Source organism: Litchfieldella xinjiangensis (genome assembly GCF_000759345.1).
Taxonomy (GTDB): Bacteria; Pseudomonadota; Gammaproteobacteria; order Pseudomonadales; family Halomonadaceae; genus Litchfieldella_A; species Litchfieldella_A xinjiangensis.
Map to the genome: position 1 here is coordinate 241,867 of NZ_JPZL01000002.1, position 20,724 is coordinate 262,590.

Annotated in this window: 16 protein-coding genes and 1 pseudogene; 8 read left to right on the forward strand and 9 right to left on the reverse strand. The window is 54.3% G+C overall.

Annotated features, from left to right (window positions below; all coding sequences use genetic code 11):
• Positions 1-48: 48 nt before the first annotated feature.
• From JH15_RS08650 to JH15_RS08660, 3 genes are read left to right on the forward strand one after another with little or no spacing between them, the layout of a single operon-like run.
• Entirely contained in the window at positions 49-795 is a 747-nt protein-coding gene (locus JH15_RS08650; protein ID WP_052383982.1) for a methyltransferase domain-containing protein, read from the forward strand.
• Positions 792-1,982 (forward strand): NAD(P)/FAD-dependent oxidoreductase, encoded by a 1,191-nt coding sequence (locus JH15_RS08655; protein ID WP_052383983.1) that lies wholly within the window; start codon positions 792-794, stop codon positions 1,980-1,982. The genes JH15_RS08650 and JH15_RS08655 overlap by 4 nt, the downstream gene beginning before the upstream one ends.
• Positions 1,979-3,091: a type III polyketide synthase gene (locus JH15_RS08660; protein WP_043529457.1), complete on the forward strand. Its 1,113-nt coding sequence runs from the start codon at positions 1,979-1,981 to the stop codon at positions 3,089-3,091. The genes JH15_RS08655 and JH15_RS08660 overlap by 4 nt, the downstream gene beginning before the upstream one ends.
• 87 nt (positions 3,092-3,178) lie before the next feature.
• Here the strand turns inward: JH15_RS08660 and JH15_RS17485 are convergent, their stop codons facing one another.
• Positions 3,179-3,949, reverse strand: a complete 771-nt coding sequence (locus tag JH15_RS17485; protein ID WP_052383984.1) for a PRC-barrel domain-containing protein — start codon at positions 3,947-3,949, stop codon at positions 3,179-3,181.
• A gap of 180 nt (positions 3,950-4,129) precedes the next feature.
• On the opposite strand from JH15_RS17485, the gene JH15_RS08670 reads away from it, so the two are divergent.
• From JH15_RS08670 to JH15_RS08680, 3 genes are read left to right on the forward strand one after another with little or no spacing between them, the layout of a single operon-like run.
• Positions 4,130-5,365, forward strand: a complete 1,236-nt coding sequence (locus tag JH15_RS08670; protein ID WP_043529458.1) for a cation:proton antiporter domain-containing protein — start codon at positions 4,130-4,132, stop codon at positions 5,363-5,365.
• A gap of 22 nt (positions 5,366-5,387) precedes the next feature.
• Positions 5,388-6,803, forward strand: a complete 1,416-nt coding sequence (locus JH15_RS08675) for an amidase (protein ID WP_081948952.1) — start codon at positions 5,388-5,390, stop codon at positions 6,801-6,803.
• 40 nt (positions 6,804-6,843) lie between these two features.
• Positions 6,844-7,608 carry an SDR family oxidoreductase gene (locus tag JH15_RS08680; RefSeq protein ID WP_043529460.1) on the forward strand — a complete coding sequence of 255 codons (765 nt, stop codon included), beginning with the start codon at positions 6,844-6,846 and terminating at the stop codon, positions 7,606-7,608.
• Between the two features lie 31 nt (positions 7,609-7,639).
• On the opposite strand, the gene gnd is transcribed toward JH15_RS08680, so the two are convergent.
• Both gnd and JH15_RS18060 read right to left on the reverse strand, forming a co-directional pair.
• Positions 7,640-8,617 (reverse strand): phosphogluconate dehydrogenase (NAD(+)-dependent, decarboxylating), encoded by a 978-nt coding sequence (gnd, locus tag JH15_RS08685; RefSeq protein ID WP_043529462.1) that lies wholly within the window; start codon positions 8,615-8,617, stop codon positions 7,640-7,642.
• Between the two features lie 153 nt (positions 8,618-8,770).
• A pseudogene (locus tag JH15_RS18060) lies at positions 8,771-8,947 on the reverse strand (ribonucleotide-diphosphate reductase subunit beta); the annotation flags it as partial.
• Between the two features lie 850 nt (positions 8,948-9,797).
• On the opposite strand from JH15_RS18060, the gene JH15_RS08690 reads away from it, so the two are divergent.
• Positions 9,798-10,313: an opioid growth factor receptor-related protein gene (locus tag JH15_RS08690; protein WP_052383985.1), complete on the forward strand. Its 516-nt coding sequence runs from the start codon at positions 9,798-9,800 to the stop codon at positions 10,311-10,313.
• 51 nt (positions 10,314-10,364) lie between these two features.
• Here JH15_RS08690 and JH15_RS17770 read toward each other — a convergent pair whose 3' ends face one another.
• On the reverse strand, positions 10,365-11,162 hold the full coding sequence (locus JH15_RS17770; protein WP_197053295.1) for an HNH endonuclease: 798 nt from the start codon (positions 11,160-11,162) through the stop codon (positions 10,365-10,367).
• A 291-nt stretch (positions 11,163-11,453) separates the two neighbouring features.
• On the opposite strand from JH15_RS17770, the gene JH15_RS08695 reads away from it, so the two are divergent.
• Complete coding sequence (locus JH15_RS08695) at positions 11,454-12,410, forward strand: restriction endonuclease (protein WP_043529464.1); 957 nt, start codon at positions 11,454-11,456, stop codon at positions 12,408-12,410.
• A 97-nt stretch (positions 12,411-12,507) separates the two neighbouring features.
• On the opposite strand, the gene JH15_RS08700 is transcribed toward JH15_RS08695, so the two are convergent.
• The 5 genes from JH15_RS08700 to JH15_RS18065 all read right to left on the reverse strand — a co-directional run bounded on the left by JH15_RS08700 (position 12,508) and on the right by JH15_RS18065 (position 20,305).
• The gene (locus JH15_RS08700) at positions 12,508-14,043 is read right to left on the reverse strand and encodes a hypothetical protein (protein ID WP_043529466.1); all 1,536 of its coding nucleotides are present in this window, start codon (positions 14,041-14,043) and stop codon (positions 12,508-12,510) included.
• Positions 14,040-15,722, reverse strand: coding sequence for a hypothetical protein (locus JH15_RS08705; protein WP_043529468.1), 1,683 nt, complete (start codon positions 15,720-15,722; stop codon positions 14,040-14,042). Before JH15_RS08705 ends, JH15_RS08700 begins: the two co-directional genes overlap by 4 nt.
• A 424-nt stretch (positions 15,723-16,146) precedes the next feature.
• Positions 16,147-17,319: a tyrosine-type recombinase/integrase gene (locus JH15_RS08710; RefSeq protein WP_052383986.1), complete on the reverse strand. Its 1,173-nt coding sequence runs from the start codon at positions 17,317-17,319 to the stop codon at positions 16,147-16,149.
• A 234-nt stretch (positions 17,320-17,553) separates the two neighbouring features.
• Complete coding sequence (locus JH15_RS17490) at positions 17,554-19,185, reverse strand: hypothetical protein (protein ID WP_156105284.1); 1,632 nt, start codon at positions 19,183-19,185, stop codon at positions 17,554-17,556.
• Positions 19,186-19,264: 79 nt separating this feature from the next.
• The gene (locus JH15_RS18065) at positions 19,265-20,305 is read right to left on the reverse strand and encodes a hypothetical protein (RefSeq protein ID WP_156105285.1); all 1,041 of its coding nucleotides are present in this window, start codon (positions 20,303-20,305) and stop codon (positions 19,265-19,267) included.
• Positions 20,306-20,724 lie beyond the last annotated feature (419 nt).

Genomic DNA, 20,724 nt, shown 5'->3' on the forward strand with positions numbered 1-20,724 from the left:
GACGATAGTGAAACCAGAACGGACGCTTTCTCTCTCAACGACGGTCATATGGATATGTTCACGTCGCTCTCGCATCGTCGGCTCACCGATGAGCTGATGGACGATCCTGCGATCGATGCCAGACAGCACCGCACAGCCCTGCGTGGTTTGCGGCGTATCAACGTCGCGAGCCGTACGACGGCGGCCTTGTGGCCTTCCATTCGTGCCATTGCCGAGCGCCGGCAGTATCGCCGCCTGAGCCTTCTCGACATTGCCACCGGGGGTGGGGATGTCGCTATCGACCTGGCACGACGGGCCAGGCAAGAGGGCATGGAACTGGATGTGGCAGCTTGCGATATCAGCCCGACGGCACTGGCCTACGCACAGCAGCAGGCCGAGCGGGCGGGTGTGTCAGTGCGCTTCTTTCAGTGGGATGCCCTCACCGAGACGTTGCCGGAATCCTACGACATCGTGACCTCGACGCTTTTCCTGCATCACCTCGAAGCACGGGATATCGTGAGCTTGTTGAGAACGCTGTCGCGTCAGACCGATCACCTGGTCGTCAGTGACCTGTTGCGAACCCGGGTCGGCTATGGCCTGGCGTACCTTGGCACACGCTTGCTATCGGCCTCGCCCGTGGTCCATGAAGATGGCCTGAAATCGGTGCGTGCCGCACTGACCTTGCCCGAGGCGCGCACATTGGCCAGTGAAGCGGGGCTCCAGGGGGCCCATTTCGAGACGCACTGGCCCAGTCGCTTTCGTTTGACCTGGTCACGCAATGCCACGGCGTCAGGACGCCTGAGGCACGATACATGAGCACGCCTGGCCAACCCGTCGCTCTGCAGGCTCAGGACTGGGACGCCGTGGTGGTGGGTGCGGGTGTGGCGGGGGCGGTCAGTGCCTTTCGTCTGGCCCGGCACGGATTGCGTGTGTTGCTGATCGAGAAATCCCGCTGGCCTCGGGATAAAGCCTGTGGTGGCTGCCTCAATGCCGCCGCCCTGCATCAACTCGACGCGCTTGGCCTGGGGGATATCGCTGCTGATTCACCTGAGTACTCGCGCCTGGCTCTGGGCTGCGGCGTGCGCGGGGCCGAGCTGACACTGCCCTTGGGTCGTGCATTGAGCCGCCGAGAACTCGATGAACGTCTGGTGGCCCGGGCGCAGGCCGAGGGCGCCGTTTTTTTACCCTCGACCCAAGCTATCCTGGAAACAGCCGAACGGGGCGATCCGGTCCGCCGTGTACGGCTAAGTGGAAACGCCATTGATACTATCGTTTCGGCGCGCCTGGTATTGGCCTGTGACGGCCTGGGCAGCCGGTTGCTGCGTGAGGCCGTGCCCAATGATCTGCATGTCGATAGCACTGCCCACATTGGACTGGGAGCCACACTGGACGATGCACCGGAGCCCTACTGCCCGGGCACCATTCACATGGCGTGTGGCCCCCATGGTTATGTCGGGCTGGTCAGGGTGGAAGAAGGACGGATCAACGTGGGGGCAGCGCTGGATCCACGCTGGGTAAAACAGCAGGGCAGTCCGGCAGCGGCCGTGGCGGCGGTGCTGAGGCAGGCGCAGTTCCCCGTCTGGGAGGGCTTGAACGAGGCGCAGTGGCAAGGTACCCCGCGGTTGACCCGGCAGCGCTCCCACCTGGGTGCAGAGGGGGTGCTTGTGCTTGGCGACGCTGCAGGGTATGTCGAGCCTTTTACCGGGGAAGGCATGAGCTGGGCGCTGGCGAGCGTGGCAGCGTTGGAGCCGCTGGCACTCGACGCCATCGAGACATGGCGACACGATCATGTGGCGCACTGGACACAGCGCCACTCGCAGTTATTGAGCGCCCGACAGCGGGGCTGTCTTGTCGTTACCCGTCTGCTGCGCCGTCCGCGGCTGGTGTCGGCCATGCTGCCCGTCATTGCAGCGATGCCGGGCATCACCCAGCCTGCGATTCGCTGGCTGAACCGTCCTTACCCTACTACATCGACGCTCCAATCACCCAAGGGAGTCCCATGAGCCCACGCCATATTCATCTTTTGGGCTTGGGGGTGGCCGCGCCTCCGGCTAGCCTTGATCAGGAGACGGCTATAGCGCTGGCTCAGGACCGCTGTGCCAACACATCACGCCAACGCGCCTGGATTCGTCGCCTTTATCGACATACCGGGATTCAACAGCGTGGCAGTGTCCTGCTGGGCGAGATGCCGGCATCGAATTCCCCCATGGCAGGCTTCGAGGCTTTCTATCCCCCCGCCACCACCGCGGAGGACCGCGGGCCGGGCACGGCAATGCGCTTGGCCCGTTACGAGGCAGAGGCCATCGGGCTCGGCGAGTCGGCTTGCCGCCGGGCGCTCGAGGAGGCGGGGACTGCGGTGGATGAGATTACCCACCTGGTGACCGTGTCGTGCACCGGCATGGTCGCGCCGGGCCTGGACGCAGCGCTAATCCAGCGTCTCGGCCTGCCGCGGGATCTCGGGCGCCTGAGCCTGGGGTTCATGGGCTGTCATGGCGCCCTCAATGGCTTGCGCGCGGCCAGCGGGCTGGCTCAGGATCATCCTCGTGCACGCGTTCTGGTGTGCTGTGTCGAGCTTTGCAGCCTGCATTTCCAGTATGGGTTCGATACCCAGAAGGTCCTGGCCAATGGCCTGTTCGCTGACGGGGCGGCAGCGACGGTCATAGGTCCCGCGGGGGAGCAGGCTCGTGAGTGGCGGCTAGTCGATACCCAGAGTCACCTGTCTGAAGGTACCGGCGAGGCCATGACCTGGCGGATCGGCGATCACGGCTTTGAAATGACGCTCTCCAGCGAGGTGCCGCGACAGATCCGGTCTTCGCTTCACCAGTGGACCGAACAGTGGTTGGCAAGCCACGACCTGACGATTGCCGATATTCGCCACTGGGCGATTCACCCTGGTGGGCCGGATATCCTGCGGGCCGCCCGTGAGGCGTTGTCGCTACCTGACTCGGCGACCGAAGCCTCCAGTCAGGTATTGGCCGAACACGGCAATATGTCATCGCCTACCGTGCTGTTCATTCTTGAACGGTTGCGCCGGGACACGATTGAAGGCCCTTGCGTGGTGATGGGCTTCGGCCCCGGCCTCTCTCTCGAAGCCGCCCTGATCGACTGTTGAGCGGATGAATGGCCATACGATTTCAAGGCAAGGGCCGGCTCAAAAGCCGGCCCTTGAGGTTACTCGATACGTCCTGTCAGCGGGCGATCAGCTGTCGTCCCAGCGACCATCGAATTCCTGATAATCGAAAGTGGTCATCTGCGAGACGTCTTCTTCTGTATAGGGCAGCTCATACGAGGTCATGCCCGGATGCCAGCCGAACTGGAAGCCATGAAACGGATAAGCCGTGGCTCCCCGAGTGAAGGCGCCGCCGGAAGGCATGACAATGACGGCCATCAACTCGCCCTCTTCGGAGAATACGACATTGTCGACGTAACCATAGCCGGCACCGCTTTCTATGCTGGCGTAATCGTTGATCAGCTCGCTCAGTTTCCAGGTACGGTCGCCTGTCTCGGCTCCCGGCTCGACAGCACCGCGGTCCTGCAGATCCTCTTTTGTCAGGGCTGAGTTCTCGCCATAGAGATCGTAGTCGTCGACGTTGTCCTCGTTGACCGGAATACGTACGCCTTCATCGATCAGTTCGGCCTGATCCCAAGGCACGATGACATGCGTCCCGCCGATGCCCCACAGCCCGCCGACTTCGGCGATAAGCGCCACGATCTGATTCTGTTCGTCGAGCACCGCATTGACGATGTTGCCAATATCCTCGTCGCTTTCACCGATGGCATCGATACCCATCAAGCGGTTGGCGAGGAAGCCGCCGCGTTCGTAGATCTCGTCATAGTTCCATTCGCTGATCGGCTTCACGTCTGACTTGGAGGCTGAGCTATCGCTCTGCTCCTGGGCGTGGGCTTGGGTGAATGCCATGGTGGTTGCCACGGCCAATGCCAAGGTTGAAATCTTGTAACGTTCAATCATCTCGCGTCCTCCTTGTCTTCCGTTCTCGGATGAAAGGGTCGTCGCAACTGAAACTTCTGCCCTTGCTCTCAAGCGTAGAACCCAGAGGCCGTATGCCTCAAACCGGCAATGATGCGGTTTGTGCGTACTTCCCGCTCGGCTTCTACCCTGTGGATATCGAAAAATGCCAAGGAGTCATGGATGACGGAACTCAATCTTGCTCTGGCTCTCGTGGGGGGGATTGTGCTGCTGGTCGGGCTACTGTCGCAGCCGCTCGACCGATCATGGGTGTCACCCCCCATGCTGGCCTTTGCCGTGGGCACGGTTCTCGGCCCACAAGGGGTAGGGCTGCTGGATCCGTCTTACTGGGGCGATGCCCGGCTCCTGCTCGAGGAGACGGCTCGCTTGACGCTGGGAATCAGTCTGATGGGCATCGCCCTGCGTCTGCCGCCCCGTTATCCCATGGCGCACTGGCGTTCGGTCGTGGTGTTGCTGGCCATTGGCATGCCGGCCATGTTCCTGATCAGCGGCTGGCTCACCCACTGGGTACTGGGCATCCCCTTGCTGACTGCCTTGCTGATCGGAGCTTGCATCTGCGCCACCGACCCGGTGCTGGCCTCGTCCATCGTCACCGGGGGGTTGGCCAAGGACAATCTCCCCGGCAGCTTTCGCCATTTGCTGTCCACCGAGTCCGGCGCCAACGATGGTCTCGCCTACCCACTGGTGCTGCTGCCGATTCTGTTGATGACTATGCCCGTTACACAGGCCTGGACGGAGTGGCTGGTCAAGGTCTGGGCATGGGAAGTGGGGGGCGCCATCGGTATCGGCGCCTTGCTTGGCTGGCTCGCTGGACGAGGCCTGAACTGGTCCGAAGACCGGGGTTATCTCGATCAACCGTCCTTTCTATCGCTTACGCTGGCGTTGACCGTCCTGGTGTTGGGCGTCGGCAAGCTGCTCGGTACCGACAGCATTTTGGCGGTCTTCGCCGCCGGGTTGGCCTTCGACCAGGTCGTGGGCGGCAAGGAACGCAGTGAAGCCGACAACGTACAGGAGGCCATGAACATCTTCATCACGCTGCCTGTCTTCGTGCTATTTGGTTTGATGGCGCCATGGCGGGAGTGGATGGCCTTTGGCTGGCCGGGGCTGGGGTTGATCGTGCTGGTGCTACTGTTGCGCCGACTGCCGGTGATCCTCATGCTTCGCCCCATGCTGCCTCCGGTCAGGGGTCGGGGAATTTCCCTGGTCATGGGCTGGTTCGGTCCCATCGGGGTGTCGGCCTTGTTCTATGCTGTCATGGCGGCGGAGCGCACGGGAGACGACGTGATCTGGCATGCGGGCAGCCTGGCGGTGGTCGCCTCGATCGTTGCCCATGGCATCACCGCCGCCCCGTTTGCCAAGCGTTACGGGCGATACGAACGACGCCGGCAGTCGCAATGAGGCTTATTGCAGGGAGGACGACGTGAGCGAGACGGATCTAGGCGGCATGAACGCGGCACAGCTGGTGGCGTGCTTTTCCTCGGGGCAGGCATCGCCGGAGGAGGCCACGCGCGCAGCGCTGTCACGTATCGACCGTTTCAACGGTGCGGTCAATGCCTACGTTCATGTGGCGCATGCCCTGGCGCTCAAGGAGGCCCGGGAGTCGACCCGTCGCTGGCAGCGAGGTGAGGCGCTCAGTCCCATCGATGGCGTGCCTGTTTCGCTCAAGGATCTGACTGATGTGGCCGGCATGCCCTCAAGCCAAGGCTCGTTATCGGTCGTCCAGACGCCCTGCCAGGTCGATGCCCCCTTGGTCAGGATGCTGCGCGAAGCGGGGGCGGTGCTGCTCGGCAAGACCAATACGCCCGAGTTCGGCTGGAAGGCAGTGACCGACAATCGCGTCTTCGGTGCCACGCGCAACCCATGGGATACTCGACTCACCCCAGGGGGATCATCTGGCGGTGCTGCGGTAGCTGCAGCGCTCAACATGGGCGTGTTGCACCAGGGCGGTGATTCCGGCGGTTCGATCCGCATCCCGGCTGCATTCAGCGGCGTATTCGGCTTCAAGCCCAGCTTTGGCTGGGTTCCGCAGTGGCCCCCTTCGCATGAGCCGACCCTGTCCCATATCGGTCCCATCACGCGTACCGTCGACGATGCCGTCAGAATGCTCAATGTGATAGGGCGCTACGACTACCATGATCCCTATGCCATCCGCGGCCAGCCCGAGGACTGGGGGGCGGATCTGGATCACGGCCTGAACGGGTTGCGTATCGCCTTCTCGCCCGACCTGGGATATGCCGAGGTCGACCCCGGCGTGGCGGCCCGCGTGCGAGAGGCGGCCGAGCGTCTGGAAACGCTGGGTGCAGAAATAGTCGAGATCGATCCGGGCTTCACATCGCCGGTCGAGACCTTCAAGCGCGTCTGGTTCACCGCCTCACTCGATCTTTGGCAGCAGTGCGACGAAGCCACGCGCGAGAAGCTCGACCCGGGCATGGTGGCCAATGCCCGCTACGCAGAAGACTGGAGTGCTGCCGATCTGTTTCGGGCCCAGGCCGAGCGCGCCACCCTGACCGAGCAGCTCGAGCAATTCAACCAGCATTATCATCTGTTGATGACACCGACGGTGCCCATCGAGCCCTTCGTAATCAATGAGCAGGTCCCTCCCGGAAGCGGCATGATCGACTGGGAGGAGTGGGCACCGTTTTCCTACCCCTTCAACCTGAGCCAACAACCCGCGGCGTCGGTCCCCTGTGGATTCACCGCTGCAGGCCTGCCGGTCGGTTTTCAGCTGGCCGGGGGCAAGTACGACGACGTCCGGATCCTGCGGGCATGTCATGCCTACATGCGGGCGTTTCCGCCACGGTTCCCCGAGACGCCCATGTCTGGTGCGGATGACTGACGCGTCCCATCACACCAATCACCAGGATAAGAGCACACTTATGTCGATTTTCGATCTTACCGGCCGCACGGCCCTGGTCACTGGCTCTTCCGGGGGCCTTGGCCTGGCCATGGCTCAGGGCTTGGCTGAAGCGGGCGCCAGCGTTGTGCTGCACGGTCGAAATCAGGACAAGCTGGCCGCGGCCCGCGAAACCCTCTCGCGCCAGGGCCATACCGTACAAACCGTTGCCTTCGACGTCACCGATGAGGTGGGTATCGAGGAGGCCCTGGATCGTTTGCAGGCCGAAGGAACGCGTATCGATATCCTGGTCAATAATGCCGGGATTCAATTGCGCCGGCCGATGCTGGAACTCGAGCGCGAACAGTGGCAGACCGTGATCGACACCAATCTGACCAGTGCCTTCCTGCTTGGGCGGCAGGTGGCGCGCCGCATGGTCGAGCGCGGCGAGGGGGGCAAGATCGTCAATATCGGCTCGTTGATGAGCACGCTGGCACGCCCCACTGTGGCTGCCTACACCGCCGCCAAGGGCGGGGTTCGCCTATTGACGCAATCGATGGCGGCGGAATGGGCCGAGCATGGCATCCAGGCCAACGCCATCGGCCCCGGCTACATGGCCACCGAAATGACCCAGGCGCTACGCGACGACCCGGACTTCGATGGCTGGGTCAAAAAGCGCACGCCCTCGCGGCGTTGGGGCACCCCCGAGGATCTGGTCGGGACGGTGGTGTATCTCGCTTCACCGGCATCGAACTACGTGAACGGCCAGATCATCTATGTCGATGGCGGCATGACGGCCGTGCTCTAGGCGCTCTCTTCGGCACACCCCGCCTGAGATACTACTTGGGTGGCTCGACGTGGCCGCCGAAGCCGAAGCGCATCGCCGACAGCAGGCGTTCGCCATAGGTATTTTCCTGGCGTGAACGGAAGCGGGCGAACAGGGCACTGGCTAGCACGGGCGTGGGTACGCCCTGTTCGACCGCGGCGTCGATGGTCCAGCGTCCTTCGCCGCTGTCGGCCACCGCCCCGGTGAACTTGTCCAGCCGAGCATCGCCGGCCAGGGCCTGGGCGGTCAGGTCGAGCAGCCATGACGAAACCACGCTGCCGCGGCGCCAGACTTCGGCAATGTCGGCCAGGTTGAGATCAAAACGCTCCGCCTCGGGCAGGTCGGAAGACGATTTGTTCTTCATGATGTCGAAGCCTTCGGCGTAGGCCTGCATCAGGCCGTATTCGATGCCGTTGTGAATCATCTTGACGAAATGGCCGGCACCGACCGGTCCTGCGTGGATATAGCCGCGCTCGGCACGGTCATCGGGTGCGTTGCGTCCTTGGGTGCGCTCGATATCGCCATACCCGGGGGCCAGGCTATCGAAGAGCGGGTCGAGGCGTTCGAAGACGCTGTTCTCGGCACCGATCATCATGCAATAACCGCGCTCGAGCCCCCACACGCCGCCGGACGTGCCCACGTCGACATAGTGAATTCCCTTGGCCTGCAGGGACTCGGCACGACGAATATCGTCCTTGTAGAAGGTATTGCCGCCATCGATGATGATGTCATCGGCCTCGAGCAGCTCACCGAGCGCCTGGATCGTCGTCTCGGTCGGCTCACCGGCGGGCAGCATGACCCATACGGCACAGGGCTTCGTCAATTCTCCGACCAGAGCCTCGAGACTGTCGGCGCCCTTGGCGCCATCCTGGGCCAGGGCGTTGGTGCTGTCTTCACTCTGGTCGTGTGCCACTACGTCGTGGCCGTTGCGAATCAGGCGACGGGCGATATTTCCGCCCATGCGGCCGAGACCGATGATACCGAGCTGCATGTGGTATTCCTTCGACTGGGAGGTATGAAATTGAGGCTAGCGTCAGCCCGTGACTTTGGCGAACGCGGGAGAGACCTGAGCTGCCCTCGCGACATGAGAATGGGCCATGCCAAACGGCATGGCCCATGCGAGCGGGGGCGATAGGGATTTCGATCAATCCCAGCTCAGCGCACCGCCGACTTGGTATTCGGTGACGCGCGTCTCGAAGAAGTTCTTCTCCTTGCGCAGGTCGATGATTTCGCTCATCCACGGGAACGGGTTCTGCGCGCCGGGGAACTGTTCCTTCAAGCCGATCTGTGCCAGGCGACGGTTGCAGATGAAGTGAGGGTAAAACCTTGAAACAGCATCAATAACTCGAAGAAACGCAAGGAATCTATGAGTCAGCCCTCAAGCTCTTTCGGCAAACCGAACCATAACCGAAACCTAGGGTAGCAAACTTGATGCTTGCTCAGCATCTAGGTAGTACTCCCAAGGGGAGCGATCACCGAACGACCGGAAAAACACCGAAACGGTAGCTGCATAGGCGGTCTGCAGCATCGCAGACGCATCGATCTTGCTTGAGGGGAGAGCATATACACCTATTGCAGTACAGGCCAACGCTTCGTCGGGTGCGTCAGGTTCGTCGGGTTGCTCCGCGAGATGATGCGCACTGCGGTATTGACACCGCTTCTTCGGATCGCTCAGCAAGATAATATGTACTGTCCTTGGGAAGCTTATTGACCTGACCAGTAGTGGAGCTATATGGAGAAAGCCTATTCCTCATCCAGAAAAATTTATTACCTCAAAAATATCAAGAGGAAAAAGCATTATTTTCTCGGAAAGAAATCTTTTTTGAATAGCGTTATATGAGCTTCCTCATGGCAATCTGATACCGGTAGGTCAGGAGCCCCAAGCGACCTGTCCTACCGGCAGTCCTACGTACCCGAAGCAGCCACTGTAGTGCATCGACCTGACGGACCCGACGAACCTGTCGAAGCATATCTGCGGGATGCTCCCGAGTCTAAATTGAACAGATGATCGTTGTATGGCCCCGTCGATTCCTTTTCTCATTAAAGCTTGCTAGGCTGGCCATAAGTATTACTGGCAAAGAGAAGTGGATGAAGATATAAAAATGGCTCTTTAGGGAGTTTTTCCCGTTGAGTGTGGCACTCTTGTTATAGGTATTCCATGAGGAGGCTAGATGGAGGGTAAAAGCCACTTGATTAGTTTTTATTTGGGAGAGAGCCATGACCACGCAGGAAGGAAGATTGAACAAATCTGGCAGCTATCTCATTTTTGGCTAGAGCATACCCATGATTATATACAGTGGCTGTTTCCTATTCCTGAAACAAGCCGATTCAACAGTTTCGCCCCTGCACTTGAATACAGTGAAAGGGAAGAGTTTTCGCAATCAACACAGCTGCAGCTTCGCCAACAGCGCTCACTTGATGTTATGCTAGATTTTTTCGGCCTGACCCGTAATGGCTTGGAGATAATGGCTAAGCCAGACTTATCGATCTCTCACCACATTTGGCTTAAGCGTGGAGGGCATAATCATCTGCGTATCACTCGGATCATTCGAAGCCTATACTTCTGTGGTCAGGTTGAACTGGCAGAGGCATTCCAAAGTGCGGTAATTCGCATCGGTAGTACGCAAGGAATCGTTGCCGAGGAGTCTAAACAGTATTGGCGGAAAGCAACAGAACAGCCTAGCTGAACTATAGGGCGACTGTTAGATTAATTAGCGGTCGCCCTAAAAGGCCTAATATCAAGAGGCCAGTTCAGCCTGCTTTATATGGTTCCTTAGTTGCTCTATTGAGAGTGTGTTGTCTTTATATCTATGAACTACCGAATGGCAGTTTGCACATAATGGGACTAAGTCTGTTTCTGCACTTACAGAGGTCGGGCCTCCAAGCTCTGATACAGGGACAATGTGATGGATATGGACTAACCCTGATGCATATTCACCATAAAAATCCCCGAAGTTGAATCCGCAAGCTAGGCACGTGTCGACATGCAATTCTATTGCTTTATTTCTTAATTTTTGGTTTCTTTCATATTTTGTGATAAATTTATTATTTGAGCCTCCCTCATAAGATACAAGTCCGTTACCCTTGTCATTTGTAATATCTGGGAGCCTGCTTCCTTTATCAGCTATCTTGCGATGCAGAACCGCAACGATGCGACTATCTAATTGGCTCTGGAACGATACGCCCCGGCGACAGAAATGCCTTTTAAAGAGGCTCCAGCTGCTATTTCCCTCTGTATGGGGCAACTCTTCATTGAGCTCTTGTTCTTGGAGCTTAATAGACGTATGCAGTTTTGTAACGTCCGAAAGCCCCACCCTATATGGCCTGCGGGAGTCAGGGCTGAAATAGTGTCCTTCAATGCGAAAAAGTCCACATAGCTCAAAGAATTGACTCTTCTTTCGGTACTGTATAATGAAGACAAGGTCGCCGATTCTTACGTTATTCCATTTGTAGTCTTGAGAAACCCCATAGCCGCCTTTATAGTCAAATTCATGCTCATTATCGGGGCCATGATAGGCGTAATAATAGTTAGCCAAGACGTAATCTCCAGTTTTCGATATCTCTACGGAACAAAACGTATTAAACAGTATCGGCAGGTTTTTAGGTTTCTTTAGGTTTGAATAGCCTGTTCTTTTCGTTTAATGATACAGGTGTTTTGGTTTTAGATGCATGAAGGCCTGTTTTGCAAGTTGTTAATATGGCTCAGAGAATTATAAGTTCTTGCTTAATTTTTTGTCGAAACTGCCGATAATGTATATGGGTCGAAGAGGGAAGGAAGGGTGCTTAGTTTTATTTTAGGCCCGTCATTAATGCGTTAGGAGTAAGCTGTGGGAAAACAAGCTTTTGCTTTCGCTAGGGTCCCAGATGAAATTAGCGGAAGAATCTACGAAGAGATTGCTCTTGGACGCTCGCGTTTTGGTACCTGGGATCAGGAAGTATCCTTACGGGAACGGTATCACGGAAAGAATGGGTTTTTATTAAAAATCGAGGAAGGTGATTGGATAGTTCATATAAACCTGCCTTCTTACGGGAAGTGCGTGGCGGTGCAGGCTATTGGTGAGTATCACTATGACGAGGGAATCCCTTTCCGGGGTGGTAGGGACTACAATAACTATATTCCCGTAAATCCAGAAACTATGATGCAGTTTTCTCGGAATGACCCCAATGTTTTGCCTTCGGTGAATCTCAAGCCTTACCGTCGAGGCCAACCTATTCATAACGTAAAAGACCTGCTTAGCAGTCTGGAAAATGTTAAACAAAGTCGCTACGACAAGCTTTCACATACTCAACGCTGTATTGTACACCTCCAAGATAAGGTCAACCAAACAGTTCTGCCGCAGCTTACTGAAGTAATCCACTCACTCTTCAAAGGAAAGGACTTCGAGCGGTTCCTTCATGAGGTCTTCCTACGTATGCCCAATACTGTATCAGTGAAGAATGGCTTTGGTTGGGGAACAGATCATGGTGCAGATTTGATCGTCACGTTCAAGACTCCGCTCCTGGGCGACAATCTAACGACCACCCTTGTGGTGCAGGCAAAGTCCTTTTCTGGTGAACACTGGGATACGAAGGGCGTAGCTCAACTGGAGATAGCGATCGAAAATTATCAGGCTGACGGCGGATTGCTAGTCACCACGGGTATTGCTACAGAAGCACTTGAGGACTGCCTTGTCGAAACCAGTGATAGAATCGGCAAAACTATAAAGATGATCGCGGGAGCCGAGGTGGCTAGGATGGCGTTGCAGCATGCACCTGACCTGCTCTTAGGGAAGCAAGGCCTTTAGATTCCCCTAAACGAGTAGCTTGGACATATATTATATAAGCGGGATGTATCCCGCTTATATATCTTGATCCTATTCCAGCCTGTCAAAGCATCAAGCATCAAGCATCAAGCATGCGCTTATATTCTGCATCAAGATAAGCATCTACCGCTTCAATATCAAGGTCTCCCTCACGGCACCAAGCTTTCAAATCTTTTAAGGCGAGCGTACCAAAGCGGACCCAAGCAATTATATTGCTTCTGAGCATAAACTGAACCATATTACCACCTGAGCGCAATGCAGCATCTGTCGTATCAACGAGACACAATGACCCATGACCAACCAACAGCATTCTTCTCAGCTCCGGGTTGTTAGCGGTCGGTATGCATTCAGCCCATGCCTTGTCATGGTAAAAGCGTTGCTTGACAGCCCACATCGCTCTGGTAAGCAACTCAGTAACCAAGACCGGAATTGCCAGCGCCATACCATGCCGGAAGTCATAGCCTTGCTCGAACACTTGAACTGCAATCTTCGCGAAGGACTGCTTATGTTTACCAAATTCACCAAAATTCAAAAACTGTAGTAGCGAATAGAAAGGGATAGGAATGCCTGAGCCGCGCCCCTGAGCTCCAGACGAGCCTGCAACATCTGAGAATAGATGGCCTAACCAATTGATAAACCCACAATATAATTTTGAAACGAAGTTTGAACCGACAAGCTTAAAGCTTTCATTATCACTGGTGTCGATAGCAATCAGTTTAGAGTATTCTCCGACTTTTACTCCAGATTCATTGAACTTGTCAAAAATACCAACAAAGTGGGCCGTATTATTAAATTGGTCTAGTATTGAAAAAAATAGCCCTACCAAATCAGGAGAATGACCGAGGCTTTTTATATGATGATTTTTTGTGCTCATATCAAAGCGGCCACCTACGTCAACTCCATGCCGATGATCATAATTGACCTTGAAGTTTCGCTCAAGAAATCCTATAGCACTGTTGGTTGGATCCTTGCCTTCGTTAGGCCCCTTCCAGCCATTGAGTTTCGCAAATTTCTGAACTGCATTATCGGTCATTTCGTCGGTGAATTTTGTCAGGGCTCCTTGTCCAGGTAGCCCAACAAAAAGTACATCGATTAACCCACCTATTAAGCCGCAGGTGCCAGCGATCATGTAGTCATATTTATCGCAATTTGCACCTTTTAAGCAGAAATCTTCTTTGATTCTTTTTTCTAGCTCTATCTTTTGGCTTGGGCACATCAGATCCTGAAACGGGTCTTTCTTATATTCTATCTGATGGCGAGTCGCATAAGCCTCTATATGATTGAAGTATTGAACCCAATCTGTATCACCTGCAATCTCTATTCGGTCAAGAGCACCAATTTCAGTTTGGGGCAGGTCAATATCGCGATCGTCTATCAGTAAGGTGCTTTCATAAAGTAATTCGTCTTCGACATCAAAAATGATTTGGCTGTGCTCAACTGAAGCTTCTGCTTGAGTGATCAACGCTTCTAAAGCGTCTAGGTTAGTCTCCTGTTCAGAGAGAACTATGTCTATTTCAGCAGACAGGCGCCCGAGATGAGCTTGGGCGCTATCAAGCTGATGCTTTTGTACAACCATCGTAAAAGCTTGATCATTTAAATTATCTTGCTTACTCATGAAAATAATCCAGCCAATCTATCCTTTGTCTTTCCTGCCATGTCAGAAGCTGATCCCATTAGAACGTCACTGACCTTGAAGTAGCCTACTGCCTCAAACGCTTTAGCCAGGTTTTCTAGTTCCTTAGTTGTATAATTGCTTTTTAAAGCAAGTTTTGTTATTTCTCTAGCTTCGCCATCCTTTTCTATAGTAAAGTTTTGCGGCTCATAAAAGCTCATAATGAAATCAAATAAATCCGCTTTGGTCGGATCCCGAGTTAATGACCGCAGCTTTTCTGTATCAATAAATCGAGCACAGCGAATCTTGGTGGCGCTACTTTGTGCAGCATTTGATTTATTAGTGAGTACGGAGCCGGCACTAGTCATCTGGCTCATTAATGACATTAGCTTTTTAACTTGTGCATCCTGCGAACTATGTGCCTTTAGTAGGTCATTTAATTTTTGAGTAATAAAATTAATATCTTCTATGAGGAGAGAGATTGTAGACTGGGTCTGCTTGATAACTTCGTTTAGCATCAACTCGCGGCGCTTGAAACGGGTAAGTTCGTTTGCGCCGGTGAGCTTACGTACACCTGCATAAGCACCTACTCCAATTAGAACAGCCACGCCAATACCCGTTGCCATACTGGACAGGCCCAGCATCCCTCCCATACCGAGAGTGGCAAGTCCGGAAGTTAGGCCGGCGGCGGACATGCCCACCACCGAACCTGATAAATAGACCGCAGCCAGTGGCGTTCCCACCGCTGCAGCTTTTGCAGACAGTGCCTTTAACGAGCTGATAACCTGATCATCCGTAACATCATCTCTCAACATGTCATGATCATTCTTGATAGCCATAACAGTGAGATCAATCTCGGGAGTTGTTATTTTGATATGCTCACGTTGTTTTTTAAGAAAATCAAAATCCTGGATGGAAGTCCCACCTGTTGAAAAAAATAGATTGATCAAATCTTTAGTTAAAGAGATGTGCAGAGACTTGACCTGACCTTCGGGGCATTCACTATCAATAAGTTTAATTAGCTGCTCGAATGGTACTATTTCATTGGGCGAGGCCATGTAAGTGCGTAGCTCAAAGCGTGAGTTTTTGCTAAGGTTTAATCGGGTCATCAAGAGAAGAAGCTCAGCAAATTCTTTTTCATCGATTATGTCGTCATTATCATAGGCCATATTGATAATGGCTTTTACATATGAAACCTTAAGAGCTTCACTCATCTCGTCGATAGAAACAAGCTGTTTTTCTTCTTTGTAGTCTTCAAATTCTGTTATTGTTTTATTAATTATCTCGCAAAAGATTTCATAATCACAGTTAAGTAATCCAGATACATAGACTTTTGAAGAGTCTCTGCATGTGATAGAGAGTGACTCCTCGATTTTATCGCCTTTGCTGCCGCTTGGCTTTCTGACATACTCTACAGAAGAGATGAGCGCGTATGGTATACTTTTAGGTTCAGAGAAAGCAGGGCGGTAGATCAACTGTTCGCCGGTAAAGAGTATCCCGTCTTTGCCACTACCTAAAAGTGTGTTGTCGAAAATAGCGATTATGCTGGAGGGACTGCCGAGGTAGCCGAATGCTTTAATGGCGTTGTTTAGTTTCTTCTCGGCTATTGATGGTGCCACATTAATGTTTTTAACTGAAATGCTTGAGAGATTTTCACGAAGATATAAGTTGACGTTGCTCATTTTTCTACTCGCCCTGTTAACTAATTAAACGATTGTGAGTACGACTATTTTATATATCCCTGCTGCTTGACCGCTAACTTGTCTGATTACATGTATTTCAATAGCCATGCTGCTTGTTTCATCTAATCATATGCAAGGTTGTATAACGTGGACCTTGCCTCCCAAGCTTACCAGTCCCTATGGTCGGTTATCGGCCAAGGTATGCTTAGCTTTAGAGAAATATTCTGAGCCAGACGTTTTTAGGCTATGGCGAGGGTATGGGCCGAAACCAGCGCGATAATGGGAGTCTCTCAAGGCATCTAAGCTACTCCTGCCTTACTACCTGAAGGCTGCCCAGTGTCGTGAAAATGAAGCAAGCCTCGACCAAGCTTTCCAAGCTTGGAGCCTGAGGAAAATTTGCCGAGGTTTGCTCAATAATGAGAATCTAAAGCTTTGAGAGGGAGCTAGCCGACGCAGTGGTCGTCCACTTTCCGTCTGTTTGCTTAGACAGAAGGTCCCTATTCAGTGGCCTGAATTCTAATTTTCCAATAGGTCCCACGGCCATTGATGCAGCACCCTGAAGGGACTCTGAGGACAGGTGCGCATAGCGCATGGTCATCTTAGGCGTGGTGTGGCCGAGAATATGCTGAACCTCATAGAGAGAGCGCCCGCCATTGACTAGTGCCGAGGCGAATTGGTGCCGACAATCATGCAGGCGAAAATCACGTAAGCCTGCCTTGTTGCGTAAGCGGTTCCACACCGCCGTGATGTGCTCCAGTGGCTTCTTGGTATGAGGGCTTATGAATACCTCCTCTTGGCTCTGACAATAGGTTTGGGCCTCTTCCAGTACTTGTATGGCTATGTCGTTCAGAGGGACCGTACGTGCTTTCTTGCTCTTGGCGATCTCTGCCGGGATACGCCAGTGACGCTTTGCCAGGTCGATATCCGACCATTTGGCCTTGAGAGCTTCGTTACGTCGAGTACCGGTGCTCAGCAGGAGCAGGATGACCAGACATACCACGCGATTGTTATCAGTCTTCAGCACGCTTAGTAAGCGCTGCATCTCCTCATCGCTCAGGTAACGCTCACGGGTGTTGTCCCTATTGAACAGCTCAATACGCTGCGCGGGATTCTTTTCAGGTAGGGTCGTATGAAAGGTGACCAGTTGGGATCGGTTGATCTCATCCAGCGGTGAGTCACCGAATACAGGCAGAATATGGTTCTTGAGGAAGGAAACGTCGGTTTCCCATGAACGCTTCCTGACCTTGATATAGGGCAGATAACGGTCATTCACGAACTCGGCAAAGGTGGGTACTTGTTTCTTGCGCTTCAGCTCACCTCGGGGGTCGCCACCTAGCACGATATCGGCCTTTAGCTGTTGGGCTTTCTTGCGGGCCTGGGCCAGGGTCACCTCAGTGGTCTTGGCGATCTTCACATGCTGGGTCTTGCCACGTGCATTCTTGTAGCGCAGATAGTAGGTCCCCTCCCGGGTGGCGGTGGCACGCGCTTCAACATAGAAACCGGGAATTTGGGTATCACAATACTCGACCTTGCGCTTGCCGTCGGGGCAGCGCAGATCCTGCTTGATAAAAGACGGCGTGAGTTTGATTTTTGGCATGGGCTCACCTTTAAAAGGAAAACTTAAGGGGACGGCTCGAAACGCTGTACTGCAGGCGAAAAGGGCTAGGCTACGCATGGTAGGCCCAGCACTGGATGGCATGGTCGTAGTAGGGGGTAGGTTTCGTCGGATGACGGGTGCGTCACGTTCGACAGATGGTTACCGACCGGCAGGAAGCTGCAGGACCAAAGCCCTACAGCATCCCTGTGTCCCGACCGGTGTTACCCTTCCTGCTTATTTGGGCTCCTCGGTTTCGCAGGTGATATCCAGCCACGGGCAGTCAGGTTTGCAGGCGATATGGATCAGGCGCTCCCTGCCTCGTGTGGGGCGCTCGATCACGACGCCCAGCGAGTCGAGCAGCTCCACATGCTGCATAATTTTCTTGCCCAGAGAGGTAGGGTTATGCGGCCACTGATAGAAATGAGCTCGGATATCTCTATCTGACACAAGCGCTTCCAGCTCAGGCAGTAGATCTGAGGCGGTCCCGGTCCAGCCATCGACACCACTCATGAGTGCCACGTTGAGTAGCGCATTGGCCAATGGCTGCTCAGCCAATGATGATTCATATGACTGCGCCTGATTAAGGGCATAGGCGTCTTCCAGATAGCCTTCGCCAAGACCCATCACCTGCTCGCAGGCCACCAGCCAACGCGAGAAATCCATCATTCGCTGAGGCCGCTGCGGAGTGACCAGATCCCGGATATTCAATGCCTGAGCCGCCAGTTCCAGCAGAGCACGGAAGATACGACCTTCATGGGCATCCAAATGGGCATTGAGTGCCTGTTCGGTCATACGTGAAGCGGCATCGATGGGTTGCAGATTGAGAAATAGGCACCGGCTAACCAGATCCGGCTCGGTGACCGGATTAACGATGCCGTTGATAACCAGCGGCGCCTGGATATTGATGGTATGCGCATCGTCGTTGGTATAGAGCTTGCGTACTGTAAACGTCCCACCGGTAGACACCTTGCATAGCCAGTCGCTGAGCCGAGGGGCGATCGAGCGGATATTATCGAAGATGAGGAGGTAGGACTGACGAGCAGCAATCGCCATATCCGTTACCTGGGCAGGCATCGCCTGGACACCCAACTGATTCGGATCGATGAAGCGGCGAAGAATCCATTTGCAGAAAGCACTTTTACCCGAGCCTTGCTGACCCAGCAGTACCAGAAAGACCTGAGAGACTTTGGGGCTCAGCGGGTGAGTCAGGACGTAGGCCAACCATGCCAGCAATAGGTACTGTTCTGCTTCCGGTAGGTTGATTAATTCAAGCAGGGAGTTGAGCCCGTCAAGCTCCGGATCGGGTTCGCTGTTGGGGATGGGTAATGGCCGCATACTGTCACTACGCAACATTACGCTCTGTACACCCTGATGCGCGATCTTGACCTGCCCCCTCTCTAATAGGATGAAGGTGTGGTCCGAGTTCCCCAGATCGATCACTGTTCTGCCTTGGTGTGACGCTTCAGCTACACGCACAGAGAGCCTAACCTTGTCACCACGTAACTTGGCTTTGAAGTGGTATCTTTTGAGTTCCGCCCTGACGGCTTCTTCGCTTACCTCGAATTTCATCTGGTCAAGCTCAAAGCAAATACGGTCGCTGGTAGCCGTTGATATGATCGGCTGTGCGACAGGATTACCTGCCCGGTTGACCAATACGCTTAGACTGCGGGACTCGTCGTAGGCTAAGTAATGAGTGCTGTCAATCAATTCGTGGATAGCCTCAGCTAATGTAGGCTGGGTGTCTTTCTTGACGGCTCTATTAGTGGGGATAGGTTGTTTGGCTGGTTCAGGTCTGGTACGCACGCTTTTGACCGGCCTCGTCCGAAGCGTCATTTGCTTACCTTTTGGCTTTTTTTTATCAGTCATGTCATTACCTGGCTTTTCTCTGACACAAGAAGTCCATCAGGGGGCGGGCACCCCCTGAAAGCGTCGAGATTGATATGAATTAGAGACGGATTAGCAGCTCATCAGTGCCCTTGATGACGCTCACACAGTCATTTAATGAAGCCATGAGAGCGTCGTAAGCTTCGTCTGTCAGGTCCATTTCTTCTGCTGAAAGCGAAACCCAGCGGATAAAGTCATGGGCACAGGCATAGCTATCCCAGACCGGTTCATTCCACCAGCGGTGAAGGACACGGGCACCCAAATGGAGTAGGCCATGAAATATGTCGGCGGCCATCCTATCCACTTCGGCGGCGATACGATGATATGCCGGCCATGAGGCATCCAGGGGGCGTCCTTGATCAGGAGCATACCGAAGCAAATGTTCGCCCTCCTTTATGCCACCTTTCCAAAGTATCATCGGGACTGAGCCGTAACCGGCTTCATGCTGATAGGCCACCAGCTCGCTGGCAGAATTGACAATGCCACGCCCTACCCGGAAGACAGGGATGTCGCGTTCAGTGATTGCCTGGGTAAATGCTGCGGTACTGTCTGGTTTTGCCCGGTAGAGCTCCGTAGATGGATCGATCACACGATGAATCAGCACAGGAACATACTTTTCCTTCGGCATTGCCAGTAGAGGGAAAGAGAACCCTAGACCTCGAGGTACGACTAGGTTCTGGCTAAGGGTGCACATCAGCAGTAACGTTCTTCCTTCTCCATATTTGCTACAGGGCGGGATCACTACCTTCATCTGTTCCCACAATGCTTCAGGATTGCCATCACCGGCTGGGTAGGGCTTGTCACCAAAAGCTGATTTAAAGCGGATAGCTGTAGGTTCATCAGTTTTTTCGACCGTTCCCTGGTGGATACGGATCCTAGAATCGAGTCCAGAATTATTGAACACGACCCCTTCAAGAAGGTAGGGGGCCTTCCGATGAGGGAGAGAGATCGTCTCAAAGCGATCGCCAAAATCAGATGAATCCGTGGATAGATCGCCCCCAGCTTCTGGATACGCGGAATACGGGTAAGAGCAGTTCTGAAAACTGGAGGGGTGCTGCTGGCTAGCCTGTTCTGTAGGCAGTTGCGATGATGCGGGAGGCATGAGCTCTCCTATTTCTGTGTGACCAGAACGTCGGATTGACGGACCGGTGCAGCAGGCTTAACAAGGCGTTAAACACACAGTATTAGGAAAGCTATTCGGTGGGAGGCCTGGAATAGCGGCAGGCGAAAAACACGGGAAATCACAAAGCAATATTGGTAATGGCGCGGCCTAGTAAGGCTCTTGACGTCAGCTCGGTGGCGCTCTGCCACCTGACTCCCCGACGTGAGGGGCTCTCTTCTTTGCGCCGAAGCCTGCCACCGTTATGGGTGACCAAGCATGCTGCAGGAAAAATATTACCTAGATCATTACCAATTGCAACCCTGGCTGGTACTTTCCTATGGCTTATCCAGCTGTAAAGCCATACACCTCAAAAAATTTGCCCAATGGCAATAAGCCTGCGGTCATGGCAATGTTGCCGT